The organism is Pseudomonas gessardii (assembly GCF_001983165.1).
Taxonomy (GTDB): Bacteria; Pseudomonadota; Gammaproteobacteria; order Pseudomonadales; family Pseudomonadaceae; genus Aquipseudomonas; species Aquipseudomonas gessardii.
Genome location: NZ_MNPU01000043.1, coordinates 1 through 23,975, shown reverse-complemented (window position 1 = coordinate 23,975; position 23,975 = coordinate 1). Strand labels below are relative to the sequence as shown.

Genomic DNA, 23,975 nt, shown 5'->3' with positions numbered 1-23,975 from the left:
GTGGCAAGTGATTATTAAATCAAACCTACACGTCACTTTCCATCAAGAGCAGCAATCCTCCGCTCCAAATCATCAATGCGCGACCAGCATTGCTGCACAGCCTTCACAACGGGCGGGATAAATTCGTCATATCCAAGCGAGTAAACATCGTCGCCACCATAAAATGCATGGTGCTGAAGACCGCCAAACTCGACACCCATTTTTTCGCAAAGCGCTTGCACCTCTTGAGCGACAAACCACTCATGTTTGCGATTTCGAGATCGACTGCCGTCTTTCTCAAAAACCGTAACTTCCCCATTTTCATTTACGACTCGGTAGTCTTCCCGCAAGTCCCAACGCCCATTTACTGGCCGCAGTCCCATGACAAAATCAATGCCAAGATTAGTTTCTTGGATGTCGATTTTATCGCGGGAGTCTGACCTATTTTGTACAGTCCCATACACGTAAGTAGTGGTTGCTGAGTCGCCAAGCTGAACTTGGTTGCTCCCCGTTACGGCAGTTCCTTTACCAAGAAGCGAGCAGTTACTAAAACTGTTTGCCGCAAGGTTGCCAGATGTCTGACCGACAAAAGTGTTGCCTGCTCCGGTGTTATTTCTGCCAGCCTGGGCGCCGAGTGCCGTAGTGTTATCAGCATTGGCTTCTGAAAGAGCCCCGCAAGCTACCGACTGAACTCCTACCGCTTTTGAGCCCTGCCCTAAAGCAATGGAGCGACCACCACTAGCCAAGGCGTCAAGCCCGTGAGCGATTGAACCGTCACTTCCCGTCGCCCTGGCATTACGTCCTGTTGCAACGCCACCAATGTTTAAAGCACCGCTTGCTCCAACCTTTGCCTGGAAACCAATAGCTATGCCGTTGTCGCCGTAAACTAACGACTCAGGAGCGATACACAAGACATTGTTGTACGAGATGATTGCGCTACCGGTACCGTATCCAGCGAATGCTCCAAGAAATGTGTTGTTGCTGCCATCGATGTTTGATTGCCCGCTGCGACTACCGAGGTAAGTATTGGTGCTGCCACCTTTAGCGTTACGACCAGCGTACCATCCATGAGCGGTGTTCTCAGATCCGGTATGATTTAGCGCACCTGCCCAGAATCCAAAGTAGCTGTTTCGATATCCGGTTGTGTTGTAGACACCGCACTTATAACCAACTGCGGTATTTTCTTGCCCTTTAGTATTTAACTTAAGAGCAGAATAACCAAAGCCTACGTTGGTTGTTGCTTCGTTGTATTGAAGAGTAAAGCTGCCAAAAGCAGTATTAGCTCCGCCAAACACCAGTGACCCTAGGGCTCTAGCGCCCATTGCCACGTTGTGTGCGCCCATAAGAGGCTGCCCGTCATTATAGAACATGCCAAGCGTGAGCTTGTCACCAATAGCCATATCGTTTCGGTTGTATCCAACAAGCTTCAGTCCGATTGGATTCTCAGGGCCATTGACATCAGCCCCGCACCCAGCCACAGCAAACTTCGTGGGCGTGACTTCTCGGAAGTCAATTGCGCTAATTGTTCCAGCCCATGCATTATCAGTGACCACTGATAACTGTGATCTTGCTACGGCGGATGTCCAGGCGAGGAAGGTGTAGTCACTTGTGCTAAGTACCCGGTCCTGCTCAATGCCGTCCGCAAGAATTGCGGCGTCGCTGAAGTAGTATCCTTCCGGTGTATCATCAAAAACGTTTGCGGTGTCAAGCTTGAACTGAATATATCCAGGAGTTGTAGTTGTTACCGTAACAACGAGCTTGAACTGCGAAAAAGCAGGTATGGCGATAGCCGCAGTCAAGCTGCCGGAAGTACCCGCCGCATGCACGCCGGATGCGTCGAACCCAACTTTTGCAAAGCCACTCAGCGCTGGCGCGAGGTTTGGCCCAAAGCTGGCAAAGTCCTCGGTGTTTTGCTTTACGTTGCCCCAGGCAAATTCGTTTTGCTCGCCGGCCCGGTCAAGGGCTACAGCTACGGTTTCTGCGCCATTAACCACATGCGTTGCACCATCAGGCAGCGACAACTCTTGTCGAAGAACATCTTCAGAATTTACCAGGCTGAACTTGGTCTGTTCCAGCGCCCAATTGCCCGTTGCGGTATACGGAAGCGTAGTGCTACTTGCTAGGCGGTAGTTCTGACCGTCGCGAACCATGTACTGGCTGCGGCTGGTGAACGTCAGGCCGGCGCCGTAATCGCCGATCCATACGAACGCCGACGACTCAAGGAATTGATCGAAGGCTGTTTGACGCCCTTCCTGGGCATTGTTGAAGTCGACCTCCATACCTTTCCAGGTACGGCGCTGCAGGCCGAGGCGGTCTGGGACGAAAGGCTCTTGGCCATTCACGTACTTGTCCGTGATCCCAGCGTTATCGTAAAGGTCGCGCGGATCGGTAGACGGGACAGGATTCTTCGTGTCGTATGGCATTCTTTTCTCCGGGCACAAAAAAACCCGCTCGATGGCGGGTTTGTGTGGGGTGTGATTATTTAATCTGGCGCTGTCGCGTCGTCGTACAGATAGACCCTGTCGTCATAGTTGAAACCCTGGACAGATACGCTCTCGCTGCCCTTGGGAGTGGCTTTGCTGATCAGGACGCGGTGACACTCTCGGCTGACCGGCCCAAACAACAGGTGCGGGGGTTCCCTGTCCCAACTGGTGTCTGGAACGAAATCAATCGTCGGAATGCTCAGGTAGTACTCGCCGATTCTGGTTGCCTTCCATGGCCCACTGAGCGTGCCATCTAGCCGGCGGATGCCAACCGAATGATCGGAGCCTATGGCCCAAATGAATGGCTCTGAGCTTTCAAGGACGTAACCGCCAGGACCGGATTGAATGCCCAGCAGTAGCGCGCTCTGCCCCCTGCCTGGCGTGTCATCCGATACGCCAGCTAGCCCCATGTAGTCGCTGTTGTTGCCGTCTAGCTCCGTTTCAAAGGAGTAGGCCCACCGCCGGTAGCGCGTTTCACTTGCCCTCCGCATTCCCAGGCGATAAGCCCTGTCCCGCTCACTGGTGCCCAGCGCTTCAACGGTTTCTACTTTTAGCCCGAGCTGGCCTGGAAGGCGGCACTTCACCGTCTCTGTCTGGCGGGTTATTCGATCCTTGTATTTGACGTCTACACCATCATGCTCAGACCCTGGGTCTGGAGACTTGAAGCTGATCTTCAGTGGGCCTTTCATGTTCTGCGCTGAATAACCCTGCGTCCCAGCTGGGAAGTACTCCGTATCAAACCCATCGCGCTTCTGGTCTCGAACAGGGCGCAGTCTTCCACGGCTAATAGCAAACTCTGCAAACCCAGGGGCAAGTGCGGTGTTGAGCCCTTCCTTTACCGTCATAAACGACTCGACGGAAAGGTTGAAGGTGTCGCCTCGGGCCTTACATATTGAGTCGAAAGCCACCAACTCGTCAGTATCAATGTCTGCATCCTGATAGCCGGGAGCCTTGGCTATGTAATTGAAAGCCGGAGCAATATCCCTCGTCACCCTGTTATCTGGCGTCCAGGCGCCATCAACCAAAATCGGCAACTTTCGCGTGGCCACGACAGAAACCTTGTTCTCGCTCTGGCTTGAGATTTTCCCGCCGCCGGCCGCAGATATGGCAATCGTGGTCCAGCCTGGATAACTAGAAGGGCTTGGCAGCAGAGCGCGCGCGTCGTACCACTGGATGTTGTCTTGTACGCTCGTGTCATTTGACTTTGCACCTATTCGACGCATCCTTCCCTCCGGCCTGTATGCTCCTGGAAGGGTTATGTCGCGCGTAATTCCAATCTGGTCGAGAGTTGCATACACCACACGATCCACATAGGAAGTCCACGCTCCACCGGTAGACATGTCCCTATATTGAAACTCGTACGTCACTGCGCGCGAATAAAGAGCCCCCTTCTTGCTTACTCCTGCCAGACCGCTTGGAAACATGACAGTTATCGAGAGCTTGGTCGCCCTCTCGCCAGGCGGACATAGAGCAAATGGCCCAGCCCAATCACCCTCGAGGTTTGAGTTGTCGAGACTAAGAACGGCTGAGTTGCTCTCAATAAAGTCGAATCCCTGCCAGTCATTATCCGTGTCGCCAGAGGATGTAAGCCGATCAACTGCAACCTGCGATGCGCTTGATGCGATGATCCTGTAACGCAACCCTGCATAACCGATGCATGCCCACCCAATACCGGCAAGCAGCCCCGAAACAGGGGCGCCCCCAGTGGTATTGAGAGTCATGTGCGCCGGATCTCCACCAGCAGCAGGCGTGTAGTCGTTGACCACATAGAGACCTTCGTTCGCACCTACCACCTCGATTTCCATTCCTGGAAACGCCCCAAGCTGCTCAATCGGCCCAGAAATCACATCTCGCCCACCAACTCCCCCGCCCGCGGTAACCATGTACTGATACATGACCTCGATCCGCAATATCATCCCGATTGCCCAGCCGGCCGGGAATTCGCCAGCACCAGCAGGGATAGATACCAGGTCACCATTGAACTGATATGCCTGCGCGCCTGGCTCGGGCGGAATGGTAACGGTAGTCTTGAGGTCAATGCCCGAGGTTCCTGTTGCAGTGACGCCAACCTCTGGCGCCTGGTACCACCACTGAGCGGCAGGATCTGCACTCAGGTCTTCGTCAGGACCATAAACTCGGTAGGTGGCGTTTGCCCCCAGGGCAATTAATGGCGTGTTCCCGATCTTGATGTCACTTGGATTGATCTGGCATTCACCGCGAGTCACGCAGAGCAGCATCTGCTGCCACTCATCCCGCGGGCCCTTGAAGAAACGCCGCGGCTCGACGATGTAATCGGGAAATATTTCATCCTCGCCAAAAAGTTCGCGCACGGGGTCGCCGTAACGCACCTGGTTCGCCTTGGCGTTTGCCCCTGCCAGGTTGTTGCCCTGCTGTGGAGATCCCGTCTTGGGCAGTTTCACGCGCGGCGTGATGAGCTTCATCACAGCCTGCAGTCCCTTGATAGCGGCAATGGTGATGGATATTGGGTCTGTGCCTTTCGGCTCGATCCAGATCTGCACCCTGTCGTTCGCCCCAAACACCAAATCTTGCCACTCGGCCGGATTGGTCAAGCATCCGTTGACAGCAATGCTCATGGGCGGCACATCACGGCGCTCGTAGCCTTTCACGTTGTCGATCAGCCACTGCTCAACGGTAGTTTCAGCGATTACCCGATACTCGCGCAGAACATCCTGATCAAGCTTGTTCGCATAGATCTCGATCACGATAAAACACCACCGTCATGTAGTTGTCTTTGAATTCCTGGAGGCGAACGATCCGCGCCCCACTTCCGGGGTTTATCTCCAGAACCTGCAGCCGGCCCTCCTTGAGCACAACAAGCGCTACGTGCGCACAGATGTCGCCCTTCATGGCTGCTGCTATCGCTCCCGGGAAAGGCTCACAGCGCTCAAGCGCCCTGCCCACCTCAGCTCTGTACGAGCGCTGAAAGGCATGAATGCCGTGTCGGGTTACCTCTCCAAACGGGGAAAGCCCAGGCAGTCCATACAGCTCGGACCTGGCTATGGTCGTCAGACCCCAGCAATCTACGGACGGCAGTTCGCGACCGCCGTCCTTATAGGTGGAAGTTAGGTATCGTGATGGCATGGCTAGAGGTACTTAATGCAAGGGGCGTTGAGGGCGTTGAAGGTTTCACGGTTGAAGTTAGTGTCGATAAGGTTGAAGTACCCCCCGTCAACGCGAACTGTTGCGCCTTCAAAACTTCCGCCAGTGGTGACCAGGTAGTACGGGCGCTGAGAAGGCCTGCTCAGATCCGTGCTGAGGTACAGCCGAAGGGTTGAGCGAATGATTGCGTCAGCATCCATGGCCTGGCGGATCAGGCTTTGTGCCCTCCCCGTCACGCCGTCGATGGCGAATGTAACCGACTGGCTGCCGGTGTTGTCCTTGGTCGGATAGGACACGTCGATCCCGCCGGCCTCAAACGTAACGGTGCGACCGTCCTCCGTCCCGCATGTCTGATTCTCAAACCCGGCACAAATCAGGATTGATTCGCTCCAGGCATCGCTGAAAATCTCAAACGTAGGGATTAGAACCTCGGTACCTGGTGATGCGTAGCAGACGTCGAGTGGATTCATGGCTCCGGCCACTCCTGGTTAACTCCAGCATCGAAAGCCCCCATATGGATTTGGTACGGACTGAGCGGCCACTCCCTGTTAATGGCAGGGTCAATGATGTCCTTGTTGAACCAGAACTCTGGGAAGTTCTCCCAGCCCGGCTCCATCAAAGGCCGATCGCGAAGCTCAAGCGTTGCGGAAAACTCCCATCGGTTTACCTGCACAAGTTCTGGCCCGTCATACATGCCTAGGATCCGGCAGATGTAGTCCTTGAACCCAGCTGGTGTCTTAAGTGTTGCTTCGAACCAAAGCGTCCCATCTACCAATGTGCGAGCAAACCACGCTTCAAAGAACGATGCCTGCATCTCGTCCATGTTCCATCGGACTTTGATGCTAGTAGGAACAAACGTGAATCGGCGGCGCTCCCTGATCCGCCCCGAACTGAGCTGAGAGCTCAACTTAGGATCTTCGGTGTTGAGCTTGTATCCATCCTGGAGGGGCAACGGCAGTTCTTTCGGGTACTTGATCATGAGCCCACCGTGCTTAGATTGTATTTTTCAGATAGGGCCTGGTGCGCGGATCCATCGCTCATGATGTTCGCAACGAAGATGTCGATCACATCCCCGCCATCCTCTCGCCGACTCTCAACCCGGCCGGCCTTGGATGCGTCTTCATTGAGGTTGACGATTGTCGCGGAAGGCGCGGCTGCGCCTCCTAGCGCAGAAGAAGACCTGCTAGACATGCGCTCTCCAGCATTGATCGACTCAAGAAGCCCTCTGTTTCTGGCTGTAGCTGCAGCGTTTACGATGAACTCGCCGTCGCTGATGCGCGCCAGATTGCTATCGGACTTCGCGGTACCCGCGCCAGTAAAGTAGCCACCAGTGGCGAACCCTGGAATTACTGCCAGGGTCGATGCAAGCGCAGTGGTTGAGGTCAGTGCTGCGGCCGCGGGCACGGAGTTCGCACCGAAGCTCGCCAGAGACGCCAGTGCTGCTGCCGGCGCCCAAGCGGCAGCGGTAGTGCCAGCCAGAGCCGCAGTTGCTGCTGTGCTCGCCGCCCCAAGAGTTGCGCTCAGCGCAGCGTTGACCACCATCTGGACGCCCATCTTGACGAAGCCAGCGATGATCTCGCGCAATACGTTCTTCCCGATATCACCGAGAGTGCTGAACGATAGAGTGCCGCTCATGATCGCTGATGTGATGTCGGTGGAGATCGTGTTGAAGGCCGACGAGAAGATCGACTGGGTCTGCCCTGCGATGTCCATTGCCTGCGTGCCGAAGTTCTGGACCGCCGCCGTCCAACCGTTGATAGGGTTGAGCATGGCCTGATCCATCTGGGCCCAGCCGGCTTGCATTTCTGCTATGCGCAGCGGCAGATACTCTCTCTGCAGGTCGATCTGCCTTTGCAAAGCTTGCTTCTCCCGCTCCGACTCAACCCTGTCCTTTTCCCCCATAAGGTTCTGGATAGTGGCGTTCGTGTCGCGGACGAGCTGAATCTGCTTCTGGTAGCGCTCGGTTTGAAGGTCGCCCATCCCAACAGAGTTGGTATTGAGCTCATTCTGATCGCGGTCCGTTTGTAGCTGCTTCTCAAGCTGTGCCCGGTACTGCTCGGCCTGGGTAAGGCCTTGGGCGCCCTTGATGGCGGCGGCGTAGTTGACGGATACCTGGGCGAGCGCCTGGTTGTATTCGTCTTGAGTGATCTTGCCTTTGGACAGCAGAAGAGCCAGCTGGCCCTGCTTCTCTACGTACTCCTGAAGCGCAAACTTGGCTGGCTGTGCTGCCTTATACAGCCCGTCAAACGCCGTTTGAGCGGCGCTTAGTTTGCTGGCAAGGCCACTTTCAGCCTTTGGCTTTTTAGTCTTTGTGTCGGTGTTGCCGTCGATCTGGTCCAGAACATCCTGGACCATCTGCGCGACGGTCTTCGTTTGCGCCTTCGCCTCCTGCTTCGGTGGCTGCGCCTGTCCGAATGTGAGCAGCGACGACCCCTGAAGGTTCTGTTTTGGTTGATAGGTTTCGACCAGCGACAAGCCCTTGGCATAGCGAACCGTTTGATCAATGACCGTCTGAATTGCGTCAACCTGGCGCTTCGCGCTCGACTCCGCCTGCTCAGCCATCTTTTTCATGGACTGGGCTTGGCTTTCGGTCTGAGCCTTGATCGCCTCCGAAGCAGTGATAGAGGCTGTCAGCTGGACTTTGAGGCGCGACTGCTCCTCGGCTTTACCGTCCTTGACTGCCTGCTCGTACTTCTTCAGCAGATCGGTTTGCTGGCCTATCAGGCGGGCGTATTCAATTTGCTGTGTATTGAAGCCTGCTTTGGCAGCGCTGTACGCGGCTTCCTGGGATGCATTGGCCCCTATCAGGTCTCTGGTCTGGGTCAGTTGCGAAATGTACTTATCCCAAGCCTGAGCCCCGCCCGATACGGCGGCAGAGGATGCAGACTGAGAATCAGCTAGAGCTCGCGCACCCGCCGCCGCCTTATCAAGCGGCTCCTTGCTCTTCCCAAGCAGTGCCTGGAAGTCGGCGGCCTTCTGGCTGCTGCTTGAGTACGACGCGGCAAGCTTGACCAGTTCATCACGGTAAACAGCGGACACCTGCGTGTTGCTGCTAATCCACGCTGTCAGGGAGTCGAGAGACCGCTGGCCGGACTTGACCTGGTCAAACATCCGCTGGAATTCGCCGACCGCCTCGACACCCGACGAGCCAACCGAAGAAAGGCCAGCCTGAGCCCGGTTGAAATAGTCGTTCAGTGCGCTCGTAGCTGATTCCAGGGCTTTACGCTCTGACTCCATCCATGCTGCGGACTGGTAGCGCTGCTGTTCAGCTGTCAACTTCTGGTACTTAGAAATCGAGTCGTCGATCGTGAGATTTTGGTCGATAAGCGACTGTGTTGCGCTATCACTGCTGGTGGCGAAGTACAGCGCCGCGCCAGCGGCCACAGTGATGGCCGTGGTCAGCAAACCAATAGGACCACCTGCCAGACCAAGCAACGCGGAAGAGGCTCGGGCGCCCGTGCTTTGTGCAGCATTAAGGTGTAATTGTGCTGCACTTTGTGCTGAGACTGCAGCCGTGTCAGCTTCTCGCGATGCAACCAATGCCACGTTTGCGGCAGTTACGCGTGACTGAGCGATAACTTCCGCGCTCAACGATTGATTATGTGCCGACTGAGCTGCTGTCTGTTGAGTGGTGACTGCTGCCTCCGCCAAACGGATTTCAGCCAGGCGAGCCAAGGATTGCTGACGACCAACATCGGTAATCTGTGCACGAAGACGTTGCTGCTCAAGAGTTCGATCTGCGACAAGCTGCGCCTGAACCGCCTGGATCTGCGCCAGCGCATTTGCCTGGAAGGCTCTGGCCGCAGCCGTTTCAGCCAATGTCCGCTGCGCAGTCGCCAACGCTGCAGCCTGATCGGCGACAGCGCTTCGACTTGCCTGTGCGGCTGCATCTGCTGCCGAAAGTGTTGCTTGGCGCTCTGCGACGATCTGCGCTTGCGTGGCAACTATCGAGTCATAGCGGGCCTTTGCTGCTGCTGCCAAAGATATGACAAGCCCGGTACCAACCCGGGCGGCGTAGGCGCCGGTAACTGCAATCAGGGCGTCAATATTCGACACCAGGCCCTGGAACCCTTGAACCCCAATGCTTGCGATGCTCGACAGGGAGGTAGAAAGGGCCTTGATGTTGCTGATGATCTCGGGAGACGCAAACGCCTCTCCCAGAGATTTCACGGAATCAATGGCCGGCTGGGTATCAACCTGGCCAATTGCGGCGAGAAAGTTGTTCTTCAGCACCTGCGATGCACGCTCGAACAAAGGCGGCATGGTGGCCACTTCTTTGTTCAGGGACGAAAGCGAGCGCAGCAGGGAGTTCATCACTATTTCGGATGTGATCTTGCCCTCGGCAGCCATAGCGCGGATCTGTCCATTGGACACGCCCAGGTACTCGGACAGAGCGCGAGTGATACGCGGCGCCTGTTCCATTACGCTGTTCAGCTCTTCTCCGCGAAGTACGCCGGATGCCATTGCCTGGGAAAGCTGGATACTTGCCGCTGTTGCTTCCTGCTGCGTTGCGCTCGATACCAGAAACGCCTTGTTGACCGCATCCGTCGCCTTGAGCAGCTGCTCTTGGGAGAAGCCTGCACCACGGGTGGCGTTCGACATCCGGGTGAACAGCGTTACGGTGCTTTCCAGGCTTGAGCCTGTGGAGTTCGCCATCGCCTTCAGTGTTTCGAAAGTGCGGGCTGCCTCGGCGGTCGAGGTGCTGACCAGGTTGATTTGGCCGGACATGGTCTTGAATCGATCAGTCATCTCCAGCAGGCTGCTGGCTAGGCGACCAACACCGATCCCAGCCAATGCGCCTGCCGCAGCCTTTGCAGCCGACCCAAGCCCGCGAACACTGACCGTAGCCTGGGAACCAGAGTTTTGCAGGCTGTTCAGGCTGCCTCTGAGTGCGTCGACCTGCTGTTGAGCGCTTCGCGAGTCGATGACTATCGAGAGCCGGGATTCCTGCGCCATAACTTTCTCCAGGCGTTAAAAAACCCGCTGAGCGGGTTACGGTTTTTTCGGTGGCTTGGGCTTGTCCCTTTCCTGCTGCTCTTCCCAGCTCTTCCGGAAGTCATCGTCAAGGGCGAAAATGGCGGAGTCGAACTCCTCACGACTTATCGCAGAGGGGTACCTACTCAAGTAATCGCCGATTGCGGCTGGACCGATTGGAGCGGGCGCCCCCATCATTCCCACGTACTGCCGAGAGCGGCCGATGATTGCGTAGGCCTGAAGTATTTCGGAGGTCACGCCATCAATTACAGGCGCTTCTGGAACACCGCCCCCTAAGCGCTCTTCTTTCCAGCGCTTTTTCTCGTTGGCTTGGCCTGCCCAGTCGCGGCCCCACTGGTACGCCGCGAGGGCTTTCCCACGGTTCCGGCTACCTTCTCTTCGGCACGCGTGGCGATGTCGCTCGCCACCTTGAGGGCGATGAAGTACACGTCTGGGCGCACAGCGATGAGAAGCTTGCCGCGCTCCTGAGTGTATGGAGTGTCGACACCTGGAGCTTCGGCCTCCTCCACTCCCTCCCAATCAAGAATCAGGTGCTTGCAAACTAGATCGACCAGCATGTCATCCATGCTCTCAATCTCGGAAATTTCAGTGTTCGCTGGATCAAAACCATCCGTGCCGACACCGTAGCGAGAATCCACCACGGCCTGGTGTCGCTGGATCAGTGCGTGATGAGATTTAAACTTTGGGTTACCTGCTGACCCTATCTTGACCTTCACACCCTTGTCGATATCGACCCAGCGCGTGCCTTCAAGGTCCAGCTTTGGAGCCTGAGTAATGACGAGAGCCATAAATTCCTCTGCGGTAAAAGGCCCGGCACGCACCGCAGGGCGCGCCGGGCAAAGGGTTTAAGCGGTGATGGTGATTTCAGCAGTGTCGGTTTTGGTGACATCCGCTTTGCTGGTAGCCGTGATGGTGGCGGTACCAACTGCCACGCCTTTGACCAGGCCGGTAGCGCTGACGCTGGCCTTGGTGGCGTCGGAAGTGGTCCAGGTCACAAGCTGGCTTGCGCCTACCGGGGTTACAGCCGCTTCCAGGTCGACAGTGGCGCCCACGGCAACACTGGCGGTTGCTGGGGTTACGGCTACGGCGGCAATAACGATTGGCGCTGGCAGTCGGGTGATGGTCGGTGGCACGCGACGGCCGGTGTAGCTCAGTTCGACTTGGATGATGTCGGTCGAACCGCCGTCCGGCCAATCACCGCTGACTTCCATTTCTGGCAGGAAGAAGGTGTAGCCGCCGTCGGCGTTGTTCAGCGTGAACTCGAAGCTGAGTGCATCACCGGTCTGCTGGGCTTTCCAGTAGGTGTAGGCCGCTTTCGACCAGCTCATGGTGATAGAGCCGGACGGGGTGAACGTGGTCGGGATGATGTTGCCAGGGAACGGGTTGCCGTTACCGATGCAGCGCTGAGTCTGGACGGCGTTGTCGAACTGCAGGTTGAAGCTGTCGACGCAGGCGTTGTCTTCACCCAACTGCACACCGTTGATCTTCAGGCCGGTCACGTCCTTGAAGCCATAGCGGCGCTGGCGCGCCTCAGACTGCGGGTTGACGATGAACGACGTGTTGTCGGCCTTGTCGTCCCAGGCAATCGCGGCAAAGGTGGTGGTGACGTTGATCTCGTTGTCATTCGGGATCTCGAAATTCATCGTCGCCACTTGGGCGCCTCGGGCAATCGCCGCAATACCTACGTCGCTGGCGTAGGAGCCGATCGAGAACGAGATCCGGTCGTTGCCCATGGTTAGGACGTTGCCGACCCAATCCTTGCCGAAGCAGGACGCAAGGAATTCATCCAAGGCGCCGAAGCGCAGCTTGGTCTCCACGTCGCCGCCAACATCAACCGTGGTCTGGGCGGTGCCCTGGGCCATGCGATCAACGCCGATTTCGTTGTTTTCTTCGCTGTTGTAGGTGGGCAACAGGCCGAAGCTGACCCGGGTCAGGACGTTCCAGTCGCCGGGCGGGGTGATTCCTGGGGTGATCTCGCGTTTCCACGCGGTCGAGACCTTGGCACCACTGGACATGGGGTGTTTCTCCTATCAATAGGCGTAAAAAAACCGCCATGTGGCGGTGGATGGATGCGTTTACTTGGCTCAGCCAGGGTTCGAGGTGGCGATAATCAGAACGTTGTCTGCATCACGCCCGTAGACCACTTCTCCCGGATTCAGTAACGGCTCGGGATATTCAATCTCAACGCCGTCCTCACCAGTTCTTCTGGTCATGTGCGCAACCTCTCGGTCGACGACTACGGCGCCGAGCCTTACCTTCATCGTCTGCATCAGTAGGCCCTGTATGGAATACGAACGTTGACCTGATACCAACCCAGCCCGTCGTCGCCCACAACCTGCGCAGAGGCGGCGAAGCAATCAAAAGGCCCAGACGGGTCGCTGTAGTACTCGAATTGCTCGACAAGCGTGTCAGCTGCTCGCGTGATGGCAAGCGTGCCCTTGTATGTAGGCACGAACAGCTGAATGACGATGATCCCGGTTCGGCGCACGCATGGGCCTATGCCGACCTCTGGGGTACTGGATAGGCCCGGTACATCTGCGAGCCTGGCCCAAATATCTCTGCTCTCCTTATCGAAAGGCTTATCGGGGTTCGGATAGTCAACGGCGTCTGATGGGATTCCTGCCCACTGCGTCATGCGGCCGATGACGATGGCGCGGATCTGTTCGAAGGTCATGAGCTGTACGCCTGGGAGACGCCATTGAAGGATACGGCGTAGATTCCGGCCGGCGCCTGCTTCGAATGCCCATCCTCAAGAGGGACGGCATATGGCAAATTGTTCTGGATGAAAACCTGTGTGAATGGCTCAAGCCCTGTCATGACCGAAAGCCCGCGGTTGATCGTGGCCCCGCCGCTTGGATCGACATCCGCTGTAATGGTGTAGACCGGTGACCCAATACTGACGATGTTGTTACCGCGGAAACGTCCGGTGTCCACCGGAGAGCGCAGGACGATCTCATTGAGCATCGCCATCGCGATTACACGGACGCGCTGCGTAAGCTGTTCCTCGATAACTCCGACAAACAAGCTTGGCGGCGTAGTCCATCCTCTCGACTTCGCCATGGCTCACTTCCTCAGCTGGATTTCGTAATGGGCTTTTGCCGGGTCCAGGCCAGGACTTACCAATTGATACACGGCTTGCTGCCCGGTGAGCAGATCTTGAGTGGTGATCTTGTGTCCAACGGCCGGAACGTCCGTGATTTCGTTCGCCAGACAGATCAGCATCACGTCGCCGACCTTGATGTTGATGTTGTCGATGCGTCGGCTGTCGTAGGAGTCCAGCACGCCGCGCCCGCTGTAGAACACTGGCTGCGCCGTGGTCTCTTCTGTAATTGGATTGCGAACACCGGGGCCCAGGTACTCACCAGTGAATGGGAAAACCGCATCAGCCAGGTCGGTATCAAACGCCTCGGCCAGGTCGGCCTGGATATCGTCGCGTAGGCCCATTTCAGCACCTCACGACTTTGACCTGGCCAGAGCCAAGGTAGTTGGCCAGCAGCGCCAAGGCGAAAGACTCGCCCGCGCTGATGGTTCGGGACGACTCGGAAAACGACTTGCTGCTGGACACGCTACCGGCCTTCACGGACTTCTCCGCCACACCGGTTTCCTTCGTTCCGTAGATCCGGCCGGCTGCTGCCTCCCTGGCAATCTCGGCTCCGGCCTGGACCACATCATCCGGGATCTGGTCGAACGCTGGCAGACCGAGATTGGTAAGCCATGTGTTCGCCATCAGCACCGCGCGCGGCTTCTTGTCTTCCGTGGCCCAGCTGGAACCCAGCAGGGCGTCCACCTGCGCAACACTGATGTAGGTCGTCACGGGGCTTTACTCCTGCGGCTTGTCGAGCAGCTCGGCCAGGGCTGGACGCTCGGCGTTTTCATCGAACGGAATGCCTTTCTCGGCCAGCTTCGCCTTGATCTCATCGACCTTCAGACCCTTGGACGGCTTGTCGCCACCCGAAGACCCTTTTTTCATCGGCTCGGGGTGCTTGTAGTCATCAGGCGCGAACTTGGCGTCGATGATCTTGTAGCCCTTCTGGCGCAGTTCGGCTTTACGCTCAGCAGTGACCGGGTGTTTCTCGTAAACGATTTTCTCGTCCATGGTGGACTCCTGGAAGGTGGATTAGGCGACCCGAAGGCCGCCTTCTCGATTACTGGGCGGCATCGCCGATGGTGAGAACGCCAGCCGAAGCCTTGATGCTGTTCGCAACCAGATCCCAGTTGGTGCCGGTGGCCAGCTCGGCGCTTGTTGGCGACTTGCCGCCGTTGGCTGTGTCCCAGGTGTAACCCTTCATGCCCAGACCGAAGGTGTAGTCCGCCTGCATGGTGGTCTCGATCCGCTCCTTGCCGTTGGAGGTCTGGATGTTGGTGATGAGGTCGGAGCCATCCATGACTACCGCCGCGCCGTCGGCCAGGCTCAGCACCTTCTGCTTGTTCGGTGTGCCGGCTTCGTACAGGGCCGCGGCATCAGTGATGATTACGGCCTTGCCCAGGATATCGACCACCTGCACGCCGCTGAACTGGAACAGTCGCTCGGCGTTCGCCAGGTTCTGACCCAGGAGCTTGTGGTACATGGCGCCGGTCATGACTTGGGCAACCAGGCGCTGAGAGGCATCACCGAACAATGCGTGGGCATTGTTGATGGCGATGTAACTCACGCCGGCAGTGGCCGAAACATCGTTGGTGGCGGACGGCTGGTTCCCAATCGCAGCCACCAGGGCGGCAATCGCAGTGTTCAGCTGGTCCGACATGATGGCTTCGGACAGATTGCGGCTGATTACTTCCAGCGCCTCTTCCGGGTTCTTCTGCACCCACGACAACTGCGCCGGCTCCCACAGGATGGGACCGAAGCCGCCCGCGATCTTCACGGAGTCGTACTGCTTCTGCGCCAGAGGCGTTGCAGCCTGTGCGCCGTTTGCAGCATAACGATCAACACGACGCTGTGCGCCATGCAGGCCGGCCCAGAACGACTCTTGAAGGAAGTCGCCGTCAATGCCTTGAGTGGTCAGGCGGATGGAACCTGCCGAAGCAGCGTTGAATTTCTCAACGTCTTGCGCCAGGGTCTCGATGGTGACGCGTTTGAGGTATTCGTTGAATACCTTCATGTTCGAAAGGGCCATTGGGCCTCCTTATTCGGTAGCGGTCAGGCCTTTGATGGCGGCGACTCGATCTTCCTTGCTGCCACCAAAGTCACCCTTGGTTTTTTGGCTCGGATTACCGCCATTTGGTGCGCCGCCGCCATTGGCGCCGGAGCCCTTCAGGATGTGATCGCGATGGGGGTACTGTGAGACGAGGGTTTCAAGCGCTTCGTTGAAGTCAGCCAGTTCGCCTGGGCGAGCGCGGCTGAAGATCTTCTGGCCCTGGGTGTCATAGGCGACCACCTTGCCTTCCTCAATCTTGAAGTTGCTGCCAAACGCGGCCTGGACCATATCGGCCGGAACAGCCATTTTCTCGGCGATGAACTGGGAGCGTGCGAAGCTGCCACCGATCTTTTCGGCATACAGCTGCTGCTCGAAGGTCTGCGCCTTGCCGTTGGCTTCGTCAAGCTGACTTTGGAAGGCCTTGCTGATCTCGCCCTTCACCTTCTCGATCTCGCCGGCATCCACCAGCGTTTTAGCGTCGAGATTTGCAACAATGCCCAGGGCCTTTTTGGCCGCCGCGGGGTCGTCGATGCCTTCGAAGCTCTTTACGATCTTCTCGGCGGAGTCGGCGCGTACACGGTGGTCTTTGGCTTCGGCGTTCAGGCGGGTGATGGTGCTGCGAGTGCCCACAGCATCAAAGGCGACCTCTTTGCCATCGTCTTCGACATATACGGGCTTGCCATCCAGGATCTCAGCGTATTGCTTGCCGTCCACTTCAACAGTCTTGAGTTTCATCATGTCTCTCTGGGCCATCCGGCCAGTTGATGAGCCATCCGGCTCTTTGTCGCCCCGTCCATCCGAACCGCAGGCAGAAAAAAACCCCGCATATAGCGAGGCTTGGGTTGCGACACAAAATCGAATGTCGGCATTTCGTGTCTCGGGGAATTACAGGCGCTCCCGCAACTGATCCAGTGTGAGGAATTTCCCACGGTCATTGTAGAAGTCGTCCAGCTTGAGCTTTTCCTGTCGCAACAGCTTGCCGCGCTCAGGACCAAGAATCTCGTCCTGGCGCGCCGCTGACTGACGGGCCAGCCATTGGGCATAGTTCGTTGACTGCGGCACCTGGCCGTCCATTGAGGCCCGTGTGGCTCCATCGCTGAAGCCGAGCTTCGATGCGCTCTTGAGGATCGGCAGCTTGGTCGATCGGCAGCACCAGTGGATTCTCCCAGGACCTGCAAGCCATGGGATTTTGTGCCCTATAGGCAGGTAGGTCCCAAGGGTGTACGGCAGACGGTCCCTGATGCGACAGGTAGTCGAAGTGCGTGTGTCGAGGGTGCTTATCCACTCAACGTGACTGATGATGTCGCTGTTCGCCTCGAAAGCCTTATCACTGGCAGCCTCGGCGGTACTCGATACGGCAGACCTGACAACGGCCTCTATCTCCCTGCGCGACTTTTGCAGGATGCCGTCGGCGTACTTCTCCGCCCTGGTGCCCATGATGTTGCGGACGATTTCGGCGGTGGTTCGCCCTTCAACGACCCCAGCACGCACGGCGTCACGAACGGAGGCAGCCCGAGACGCCTCAATGCCATCCAACCACTCCCTGAGCAAACGCCCCTGGAATGGCCTGGCCTGGGCAATCGCCTTGACCTGGCTGAACTGCGCAACGGCAATCGGGAAGGACTCCTGCACGACGGCGGGGATCACAGTCTGAAGCGCGCCCTGCTGGAATGCGATCTCATAACTGATAACGCCGTCAGTGGCCTGGTCAAGTGCCTGACGGACATCCACGAAAGTGGACTGATTCAGGCGCAGGACTTTGGACAGAGCCGCATCCACCGAGTCCGCCGACAGATTGGGGCCAAGGTTGTCGATCGCAGCAATCAGCGAAGCACGCAGATCAGCGTCCTTGCTGTTGAGGATCTTGATTATCGCAACGACCTGGGCATTGCTCAGGTGTTGCAGGTCAACCTCATGCCCGATCAGCTTATCTAACAGCTTATCGTTGGGGGTTTTCATCACAGCGTACCGAGTGCAGGGCCTTGGCCTTCAATCTTGGCCAACTCCAGGGACCATTCGTATTCGTCACTGATGACGCCCCGGCGCTGCATCTCGGCGAACAGGGTTTCCTTGGACAGCATCCCAGCATTGGCCATCGCGACAAGCGTCGGCAGTGACACCTCTGGCATGTAGTCAACGTCGAAGTTGCCGCGAATCTCGACCGCGCCGCCTTCGCCCAGGCTACGGTAATCAGCCATGAACTGGAGCAGTTGCGCCAAGCAGTCAGCAAAGTGGTTCGCCATACGGGCCAACGGGGAAAGCTCCTGAGCGGACTCCTCTTCTGCCTGGGTGGCAGTCTTGGTGGCGCTCTTCTCTGGCGTGAGCAGCTTGGCGCCGGCCATGCGCATTTCGTCGAGTAGGTCTTGCAGCGCCTCCCGGCCAGCCTTGACGGCAGCTCCGGTGTGCTCGACATACTTGAGGTCGCCATCCTTGGGCAGATCGGTCAGCGCGCCAGTGCCCACTTTGAATTCAGGCGGAACAGGCTTGCCCTGGTTGTCGAACGTGGCTTGCACGCCAAGGCGAACCAAGATCGGCACACGGATAACGTGAAGGATATTGTCCTGGTCGCTCTGGCTCTGCCAATGCTTGACGTTGAGGTGGGCCAACTCTAGCAGTGGGGGCTTGGCGGTCATGAAGCCTGTGCGACCCGTATAGAAGGTCACCAGGGGGATGTATTTGAGGCTGTTCGTACCCTCTTCATGCAGAACCAGCGCCCCACCCTTCTCCGGTGCTCGGTAGGTCCGCCACGACCCAGGCTCAAGGACCCGGACCTGATAGACGCACTTCACGCCAAACTCGCCATCCGGCTCTTCGACAGACTCGGAGTAGCGGAACATGATGAGCTGGCCGCCATTGGAGCGCCAGCCAAGAACCTGCTCTGGCTTGATCATTATTGCGTACGGACGAACTCCGGCTGCGATTTCCTGGGCCTGGGTGCGGACGCCTTCGGCAACAGGGTGATCCACAAGCGCATGACAAAGTCCGTGACTCAAGCCCTCGCGGAAAAACTCGACAGACCAGGAATTCAGGTCATTGCCAGCATGGTCGATGTCCTTGGTCATTTCCTTGATCTGATCGGGCACATCTTCACCGACCTGCAAAGGCTCAGCGAACACCCGGGAGGTCATGTTGCCGACCGTCTCCGAGTAGGCAGGGAGCAGCGTGGACAGCCTCAGACGCTCCTTGTAGGAGTTGTCATCCTCGGCAGGATACTGAGGCAGCAGGCTCTTGCCTTCATTCCTCATTGCCATCGTACCGCTCATGAGCGGAGTAATCACGGCCCAGTAGGCGCGCATGGCGTCGACAGCAGGCAGCGTGATTGCCGGGTTATCGCTCATGGTTACATTCTCAGTGGTTGGGTTGATGTCATCTCTGCATTAATCGGGTAACGCTTGGCGATGAAGTAGCCGCCGGCATCGTTCATGTGGTCGTGACCCTTCTTAGGATCCTTGTCAGGCTCGCCCTTGTCGGTGTAGGTCTGGCGCTCCAGGCACAAAGTGAACTGAGGGCATTGGTCAATGTTCACCTTCATCCGGCGCTCGCCGTAGGTGTTCAGGAACATAGCGTTGACGGAATTCACTCGATCCTTCACGCCAGGGTTGGTCGAGTTGACCACGACGGTGAAGCCGGCCTTCATGAGCAACGACAGGTCCGACTCGCTGGCATTCTTGCTGCTGGTGTTCTGGCCCGAGGCGTCCGGATAGACGGCGATGTTGTGCCCGACGAACCGCGCCTGGATCTTCTCGATCATCTCTGGCGTATCGCGCACGGAATGAAACTCATCCAAGGCCAGCGGTAGACCATCGCGGACAACAAAGACAACCGCCGCCATTTTCATGACGTTGAAGTCCATGCCGATGTGCAGGGCCTCGCCAGGCTTGATTCGCTCGCCGGTCCTGCATTCGGATCGGCTAAAGGTGTAGTAGACAACGCCCGAGTAGTTCTCAAACCCGGCCTCGTATTCCTGGCGGAACGTACGCGGGTCCATCTTGCGTTTGGCCGCATCGAGCTCTTCAGGAGGGACGTTCCCGCCCTGGAGTGACGTGTACTGCCAGCTCTTGTGATCCGGCTCGCCGCCTGGCTTTCCGTCCAGATAAGTGTCGTAGCAGTGGTTGAAGCCCTTCGGAGTGCCAATGCGCAGCGCGTGACCCCCTTTGCGGACTCCTACGTCGGGAATCGTGTACTGGCAGGTCGAAAGCATCGGGCGCAGCACTTCTTCCCAGGCTGCGTATTTGCAGTCCGCCCATTCATCCACCAGGACAAAGAACAGGCCCGACCCGCGGAGATCGTCGTAGTTCTCAAGACCCACGCACCGGATCAAGTGACCGCTCTTGAGCGTTATCAGCATGTCGGTTTCGTTTGGCTTGCTCTCGCGCCACTCTGGCGGGATGGCCTGCTTCAGCCTGCGCCAGAAGACGCGGCGGGCCTGTTTCTGTGTAGGAGCCGCGTACCAAATCTCATCCTCGACGCTCACGCCCCACTCAGCAGCCAGTCGCGCAGCTCGGCGCATCTCAGCCTTGCCGAGGAAAGTCTTACCAAACCGGCGCCCACACACGGCATCGCGAAAGCGCGCATTGGGCTGGAATCCCCAGACGTAAATGTTGGCCTGCTTCTTCGTCAACTGAACCGGGGCATCATAGGTACGGGGTAGTCGGGACATTCTCGTCTGGCTCCAGCGTGTACTCAGCAATGGCGTGCTGCTGATCCGCCTGAGAGCCAAGGGGCTTTTCAGGTTCAAGGCGACGATTCACGTAGACGTCGCCAACCTCTTTAGCGGCCTGCTCCAGCAACTGAGCAGTAAGGGCCATGTTCTTTGAGTTCTCGGCCTTTACAGCCATGCGTCCAAGCGCGCGCAAGCGATAGGCGCGGTTGGCGATTGGAATCTCAGCAGTCTCTTCGCGGAACCGCTTGCGGGTGTCATGGAACAGCGTCACCCACTTGACCGCAAGGTTCACCCCGGCGCGCTTGGTGGGGTCGTGCGACTCACACAGCTGGCGAGATATCTCAATGCCGAATTCCTGTTTGACCTGCTCCACCACCTGGGAGGGAGTGTCAAAGCACGCCAACGCCTGAACGATGAAGCCTTTCACCTCATTTTTCAGGGCTGCCATAGGTTTGGTTCCGTCTAATGCCTGTCAAAAATCAGGCCGATCTCAGCAGACAGGTTCCGCAGGCCCTCGCAATGTTCAATTTCCCCACCTCAGCAGGACTGTTTGCAGCATCCACCAACACTTGAACGTCAGGGCTTGCACCGTAGCGGCGGACGACACCGACAAACTCTTCGACGTCGTGACCGCGCATCTCCAGCTTCGGCGCCCCCTCCTTGGTGAAGGCAGGCTGGCCGTACTTATCGTTGGCGTGGGCGATGTGGTACAGCTCATGCTCAACCAGTGCGCAGAAGTCGGTGTCACTGCACTCGGCGCAGTAGTCGGCAGCCAACGTGATGATGAAGGCCGGCACATCGCCGAACCAATCACGCATCTGTTGCTCCATTCGGGCTTTCTGCCAACCACCCGCGCGGAACGCTACCTGCTCGGCCTGGCCCAAGACTGTGCGGCCCTGCTTCTCGAAGCTCGACGACGCCCACATGATCCGGATGTCTGCATCCAGAAGATGAGCATGGTCTTCGTTGTGAATGATGCCGGTGTCGGCGAGGATCTCGGCCTGGAGCCACTCCCACACTTCAGGTGCAGGGGTCAGGCGGATGCCGAAGTCGGATAGATCGGACAGCTCAAGCAGTGACGCCGGGGGCAGTGGTCTTTGCATCAGCCATCCCCTCTTTAATGATCACAGTACGGATCGTGCCGCCGGTGTAGACATCGCGCTTGGCCGCAGCCTCGACAGCTTCCTTGGCTGTTGCGCCCATATCCATCGCAGCCAGTGCAAAGTCGCGCCCGCTACCGATGGCAAACGGTCGCTCCATCCACACCTCGTCCACCCAGAACCCGCTCTCGGCATCGCGACCAATCTGGCAAAGCCTGCCATTGGTGACGACCAGCCCGTTCGCATCGAGCGGCTTATCGCTGGACTTCATGCCGAAAAACTCATCCATCAGGGCGGCAAAGTCCGCACCGCAACCGGTGAACAGGAACTGATGCCCACTCCTATGGATCAGCTTCTCGTAGTCGTCGTGGTCGATGAGAGAGCCGCGCGTCACTCGGGAGTCATAGGCAATCACTCCGTCTTTGTAGGCAATGGTCGTCATGCGGTCACCTGTTGTAGCCACTCTTCAATGATTCGCCGCACCACCAACTCGGTCAGGATGGTCGACGGCTTCTTGCCCTCAACCACCGATTGGATAAGCTCACGCGGAAGAACGTGGACACCATCACTGGCTACCACCTTAAGGTGCGGGCGGTGGTCGGCGATATCATGGACTTTAGCGGTCATTGGCACACCATCTGGTGGGTTTGCGCATGGGCGTGGCCGTGGAGCAAGCTCACGATCAGCCCCTGGGGCAGCCCGGCTGCCTTGGCAGCATCCACTGCATCGGCAATAGCCTTGTCGAGAGCGCTTACTGCGGCGTTGATGTCTTGGCCCAACGGGAGCGCGTGGCGCAGGCGGGTAACGTTATGCATCGGACAGCTCCGCGCCACGATTTGGCGCATTTGAAAACGTGGCGCGGATTACTTGGTCCGACGCTCGACACCACCAGGTGCCTTGTCACAGTGCAGGCAGTGCTCGCAGTTCAGCGTTCGGCACAGCCAGACCTTCACCCTCTGCCAGTACGTGACCATGAAGATGTGCCGGGCACCGGCCAGTGCCAGGGCGACATGCAGAGTCAGGCCGGCGGTGGTCGGGCCGAAGAAGATGTTCTGGCTGCGCACCATCACAACGAAACCAGTGATGGCGATCGTCGAGTAAATCAGCTTACCGAGGATGCCGTCCCTCACCTTCCCGCTCAGCACGCACCAGGTCGCCCAGGCGGCGATCAGGCCGCAGGCAATGGAGTTGATCAATTCAAGACTCATGGTGGATTGCCTCCCCCGAACCGCTGGCGGATAAGCGCCCAGAGGTCAGCGGCTTTGATGGCTCGGTTGATTGCTGCCAGGAGCGAGCCACCGAATGTGCCCAGCAGGAAACCTATACCGGCAACGATGCTCGGCTCGGTCACGCCCAGGTAAGCACTCACCATCCCGGTCAGATACAGCGAACAGGCCACGCCAGTGATCAAGAAGATCACCCAGGCACGCCAGTCGGCCAGGTCGTCCTTGTGCCACCAACTGGCGACGATTGCGCCAATCAGGCCGGCGATTAGCCACTCGGTCTTATCGAGCAGGCGGTGCAGAAACTCCATGCGCTCGACTCCGTGGGGGCATGCTTGAAATAGGTCAGCCCCAACAGCACTCCCAGCTCAGAGCAATGGGTGTGGTGGGGCCGAAAACGATAGGCCTCAGAGAGCGCCAGAAATTTCAGCTTGAGCGCGATGCTCTGGCGGTGGCATATGAGCAAATGTGGCCACCGTCTTCCCACCCTCAAGCACGTATGTGTTGCCGGCGGGAGAGAATTTTTCAATCTCGCCCTCGATATCCGCAACCTGAATTTCCGGTAGACCGCCAGGGCCCCGACCAAACGCAATGCTTGATCGATTGGCGAGGTGGACGAGCGTGAAGCTCTTGGACGGGTGGCTATCCGCAAGGTCTTCGCTACCCATCATTTTCAAAGTCAGCATGATGCTTCTCCTGGTTCTACTAGTGGTGTTACGGACACAAAAAAGCCCCGATCAATGTCGAGGCCCTGAATAGGTGCGCGCGTCTTTCCGCGCTGTCAGCCAAAGACAATTCCAGCGTCGACGCCCCAATGCATCGATCTCACCGAATCTGTCTCGCGCCACTCCACAAGCATGTGAGGTCAGAGTGCACGGGCTGCCGGTGTTGTTTCCGTACGTCGCACTACCGGCTATCGACGTCCAGGCCTTCCAGAGGGCTGTCCTGGCTACAGGTGAAACTACAGATTCTTTTTGTGGATGCGCCAGCCCATGGCGACACCGGGGTGCAGATACTCGCCGGTGCGCGGATGGCGCGAGAAATCGGTCTCGCCAACTTGGCGTGCGACCGCCTCCCATGCCGTTCTGGCGCGCTCCAGCAGATTGCTTTTGGCTTTTAGCTTCATGCGCACCTACCGGCAGTAGAATTAAGGATCGAGTAGGAGGCGGATTCACATCCGCCGTCCTCTCACACCACCGTACGTACGGTTCCGTATACGGCGGTTCAGGTTATACGGTTAAGTCGGTTTATCGTATCCAGTATCGAGACCAGCCCGA

The 23,975-nt window shown here is 57.7% G+C and carries 27 protein-coding genes; all 27 read right to left on the bottom strand.

Going from position 1 to position 23,975, the window contains the following annotated elements; genetic code table 11:
* Positions 1-32: 32 nt before the first annotated feature.
* A complete protein-coding gene (locus BLL38_RS23130; protein ID WP_076964465.1) occupies positions 33-2,402 on the bottom strand; it encodes a tail fiber domain-containing protein in 2,370 nt (789 codons plus the stop codon).
* 59 nt (positions 2,403-2,461) lie between these two features.
* The gene (locus tag BLL38_RS23125) at positions 2,462-5,185 is read right to left on the bottom strand and encodes a host specificity factor TipJ family phage tail protein (protein ID WP_076964464.1); all 2,724 of its coding nucleotides are present in this window, start codon (positions 5,183-5,185) and stop codon (positions 2,462-2,464) included.
* 381 nt (positions 5,186-5,566) lie between these two features.
* The gene (locus BLL38_RS23115; RefSeq protein ID WP_076964462.1) at positions 5,567-6,052 is read right to left on the bottom strand and encodes a DUF1833 family protein; all 486 of its coding nucleotides are present in this window, start codon (positions 6,050-6,052) and stop codon (positions 5,567-5,569) included.
* Positions 6,049-6,561 carry a transposase gene (locus BLL38_RS23110; protein ID WP_076964461.1) on the bottom strand — a complete coding sequence of 171 codons (513 nt, stop codon included), beginning with the start codon at positions 6,559-6,561 and terminating at the stop codon, positions 6,049-6,051. Before BLL38_RS23110 ends, BLL38_RS23115 begins: the two co-directional genes overlap by 4 nt.
* Positions 6,558-10,538, bottom strand: a complete 3,981-nt coding sequence (locus tag BLL38_RS23105) for a tape measure protein (protein WP_076964460.1) — start codon at positions 10,536-10,538, stop codon at positions 6,558-6,560. Before BLL38_RS23105 ends, BLL38_RS23110 begins: the two co-directional genes overlap by 4 nt.
* A 311-nt stretch (positions 10,539-10,849) precedes the next feature.
* Positions 10,850-11,365: a hypothetical protein gene (locus BLL38_RS23095; RefSeq protein WP_051902987.1), complete on the bottom strand. Its 516-nt coding sequence runs from the start codon at positions 11,363-11,365 to the stop codon at positions 10,850-10,852.
* A 57-nt stretch (positions 11,366-11,422) separates the two neighbouring features.
* Positions 11,423-12,592 (bottom strand): phage tail tube protein, encoded by a 1,170-nt coding sequence (locus BLL38_RS23090; protein ID WP_076964458.1) that lies wholly within the window; start codon positions 12,590-12,592, stop codon positions 11,423-11,425.
* A 69-nt stretch (positions 12,593-12,661) separates the two neighbouring features.
* Positions 12,662-12,847 (bottom strand): hypothetical protein, encoded by a 186-nt coding sequence (locus tag BLL38_RS23085; RefSeq protein ID WP_076964457.1) that lies wholly within the window; start codon positions 12,845-12,847, stop codon positions 12,662-12,664.
* The gene (locus BLL38_RS23080) at positions 12,847-13,251 is read right to left on the bottom strand and encodes a phage tail terminator-like protein (protein WP_076964456.1); all 405 of its coding nucleotides are present in this window, start codon (positions 13,249-13,251) and stop codon (positions 12,847-12,849) included. The genes BLL38_RS23085 and BLL38_RS23080 overlap by 1 nt, the downstream gene beginning before the upstream one ends.
* A complete protein-coding gene (locus BLL38_RS23075; protein ID WP_076964455.1) occupies positions 13,248-13,637 on the bottom strand; it encodes an HK97 gp10 family phage protein in 390 nt (129 codons plus the stop codon). Before BLL38_RS23075 ends, BLL38_RS23080 begins: the two co-directional genes overlap by 4 nt.
* A 3-nt stretch (positions 13,638-13,640) precedes the next feature.
* Positions 13,641-14,021, bottom strand: coding sequence for a glutamate 5-kinase (locus tag BLL38_RS23070; RefSeq protein WP_076964454.1), 381 nt, complete (start codon positions 14,019-14,021; stop codon positions 13,641-13,643).
* Position 14,022: 1 nt separating this feature from the next.
* Entirely contained in the window at positions 14,023-14,391 is a 369-nt protein-coding gene (locus tag BLL38_RS23065) for a hypothetical protein (protein ID WP_076964453.1), read from the bottom strand.
* Positions 14,392-14,397: 6 nt separating this feature from the next.
* On the bottom strand, positions 14,398-14,673 hold the full coding sequence (locus BLL38_RS23060) for a hypothetical protein (protein ID WP_076964452.1): 276 nt from the start codon (positions 14,671-14,673) through the stop codon (positions 14,398-14,400).
* A gap of 49 nt (positions 14,674-14,722) precedes the next feature.
* On the bottom strand, positions 14,723-15,691 hold the full coding sequence (locus tag BLL38_RS23055) for a major capsid protein (protein WP_065943802.1): 969 nt from the start codon (positions 15,689-15,691) through the stop codon (positions 14,723-14,725).
* A 9-nt stretch (positions 15,692-15,700) separates the two neighbouring features.
* Positions 15,701-16,426 carry a DUF6651 domain-containing protein gene (locus BLL38_RS23050; RefSeq protein WP_242627636.1) on the bottom strand — a complete coding sequence of 242 codons (726 nt, stop codon included), beginning with the start codon at positions 16,424-16,426 and terminating at the stop codon, positions 15,701-15,703.
* A gap of 171 nt (positions 16,427-16,597) precedes the next feature.
* Positions 16,598-17,671 (bottom strand): structural protein, encoded by a 1,074-nt coding sequence (locus BLL38_RS23045; RefSeq protein ID WP_076964450.1) that lies wholly within the window; start codon positions 17,669-17,671, stop codon positions 16,598-16,600.
* The gene (locus BLL38_RS23040; protein ID WP_076964449.1) at positions 17,671-19,050 is read right to left on the bottom strand and encodes a DUF4055 domain-containing protein; all 1,380 of its coding nucleotides are present in this window, start codon (positions 19,048-19,050) and stop codon (positions 17,671-17,673) included. Before BLL38_RS23040 ends, BLL38_RS23045 begins: the two co-directional genes overlap by 1 nt.
* A gap of 2 nt (positions 19,051-19,052) precedes the next feature.
* The gene (locus BLL38_RS23035; protein WP_076964448.1) at positions 19,053-20,372 is read right to left on the bottom strand and encodes a phage terminase large subunit family protein; all 1,320 of its coding nucleotides are present in this window, start codon (positions 20,370-20,372) and stop codon (positions 19,053-19,055) included.
* Positions 20,347-20,823: a DUF2280 domain-containing protein gene (locus BLL38_RS23030; protein WP_076964447.1), complete on the bottom strand. Its 477-nt coding sequence runs from the start codon at positions 20,821-20,823 to the stop codon at positions 20,347-20,349. Before BLL38_RS23030 ends, BLL38_RS23035 begins: the two co-directional genes overlap by 26 nt.
* Positions 20,824-20,854: 31 nt before the next feature.
* On the bottom strand, positions 20,855-21,478 hold the full coding sequence (locus BLL38_RS23025) for a putative metallopeptidase (protein WP_076964446.1): 624 nt from the start codon (positions 21,476-21,478) through the stop codon (positions 20,855-20,857).
* Positions 21,444-21,917 carry an Ntn hydrolase family protein gene (locus BLL38_RS23020; RefSeq protein WP_038440812.1) on the bottom strand — a complete coding sequence of 158 codons (474 nt, stop codon included), beginning with the start codon at positions 21,915-21,917 and terminating at the stop codon, positions 21,444-21,446. Before BLL38_RS23020 ends, BLL38_RS23025 begins: the two co-directional genes overlap by 35 nt.
* A complete protein-coding gene (locus tag BLL38_RS23015; protein WP_038440811.1) occupies positions 21,914-22,102 on the bottom strand; it encodes a hypothetical protein in 189 nt (62 codons plus the stop codon). Before BLL38_RS23015 ends, BLL38_RS23020 begins: the two co-directional genes overlap by 4 nt.
* Positions 22,099-22,290: a hypothetical protein gene (locus BLL38_RS23010; RefSeq protein ID WP_076964445.1), complete on the bottom strand. Its 192-nt coding sequence runs from the start codon at positions 22,288-22,290 to the stop codon at positions 22,099-22,101. Before BLL38_RS23010 ends, BLL38_RS23015 begins: the two co-directional genes overlap by 4 nt.
* 48 nt (positions 22,291-22,338) lie before the next feature.
* Positions 22,339-22,683 (bottom strand): hypothetical protein, encoded by a 345-nt coding sequence (locus BLL38_RS23005; protein WP_076964444.1) that lies wholly within the window; start codon positions 22,681-22,683, stop codon positions 22,339-22,341.
* Positions 22,680-23,009, bottom strand: coding sequence for an MFS transporter (locus BLL38_RS23000; protein ID WP_076964443.1), 330 nt, complete (start codon positions 23,007-23,009; stop codon positions 22,680-22,682). The genes BLL38_RS23005 and BLL38_RS23000 overlap by 4 nt, the downstream gene beginning before the upstream one ends.
* A gap of 96 nt (positions 23,010-23,105) precedes the next feature.
* Positions 23,106-23,384 carry a hypothetical protein gene (locus BLL38_RS22995; protein WP_076964442.1) on the bottom strand — a complete coding sequence of 93 codons (279 nt, stop codon included), beginning with the start codon at positions 23,382-23,384 and terminating at the stop codon, positions 23,106-23,108.
* A 275-nt stretch (positions 23,385-23,659) separates the two neighbouring features.
* Positions 23,660-23,824 carry a hypothetical protein gene (locus BLL38_RS31150; RefSeq protein ID WP_154220638.1) on the bottom strand — a complete coding sequence of 55 codons (165 nt, stop codon included), beginning with the start codon at positions 23,822-23,824 and terminating at the stop codon, positions 23,660-23,662.
* Positions 23,825-23,975 lie beyond the last annotated feature (151 nt).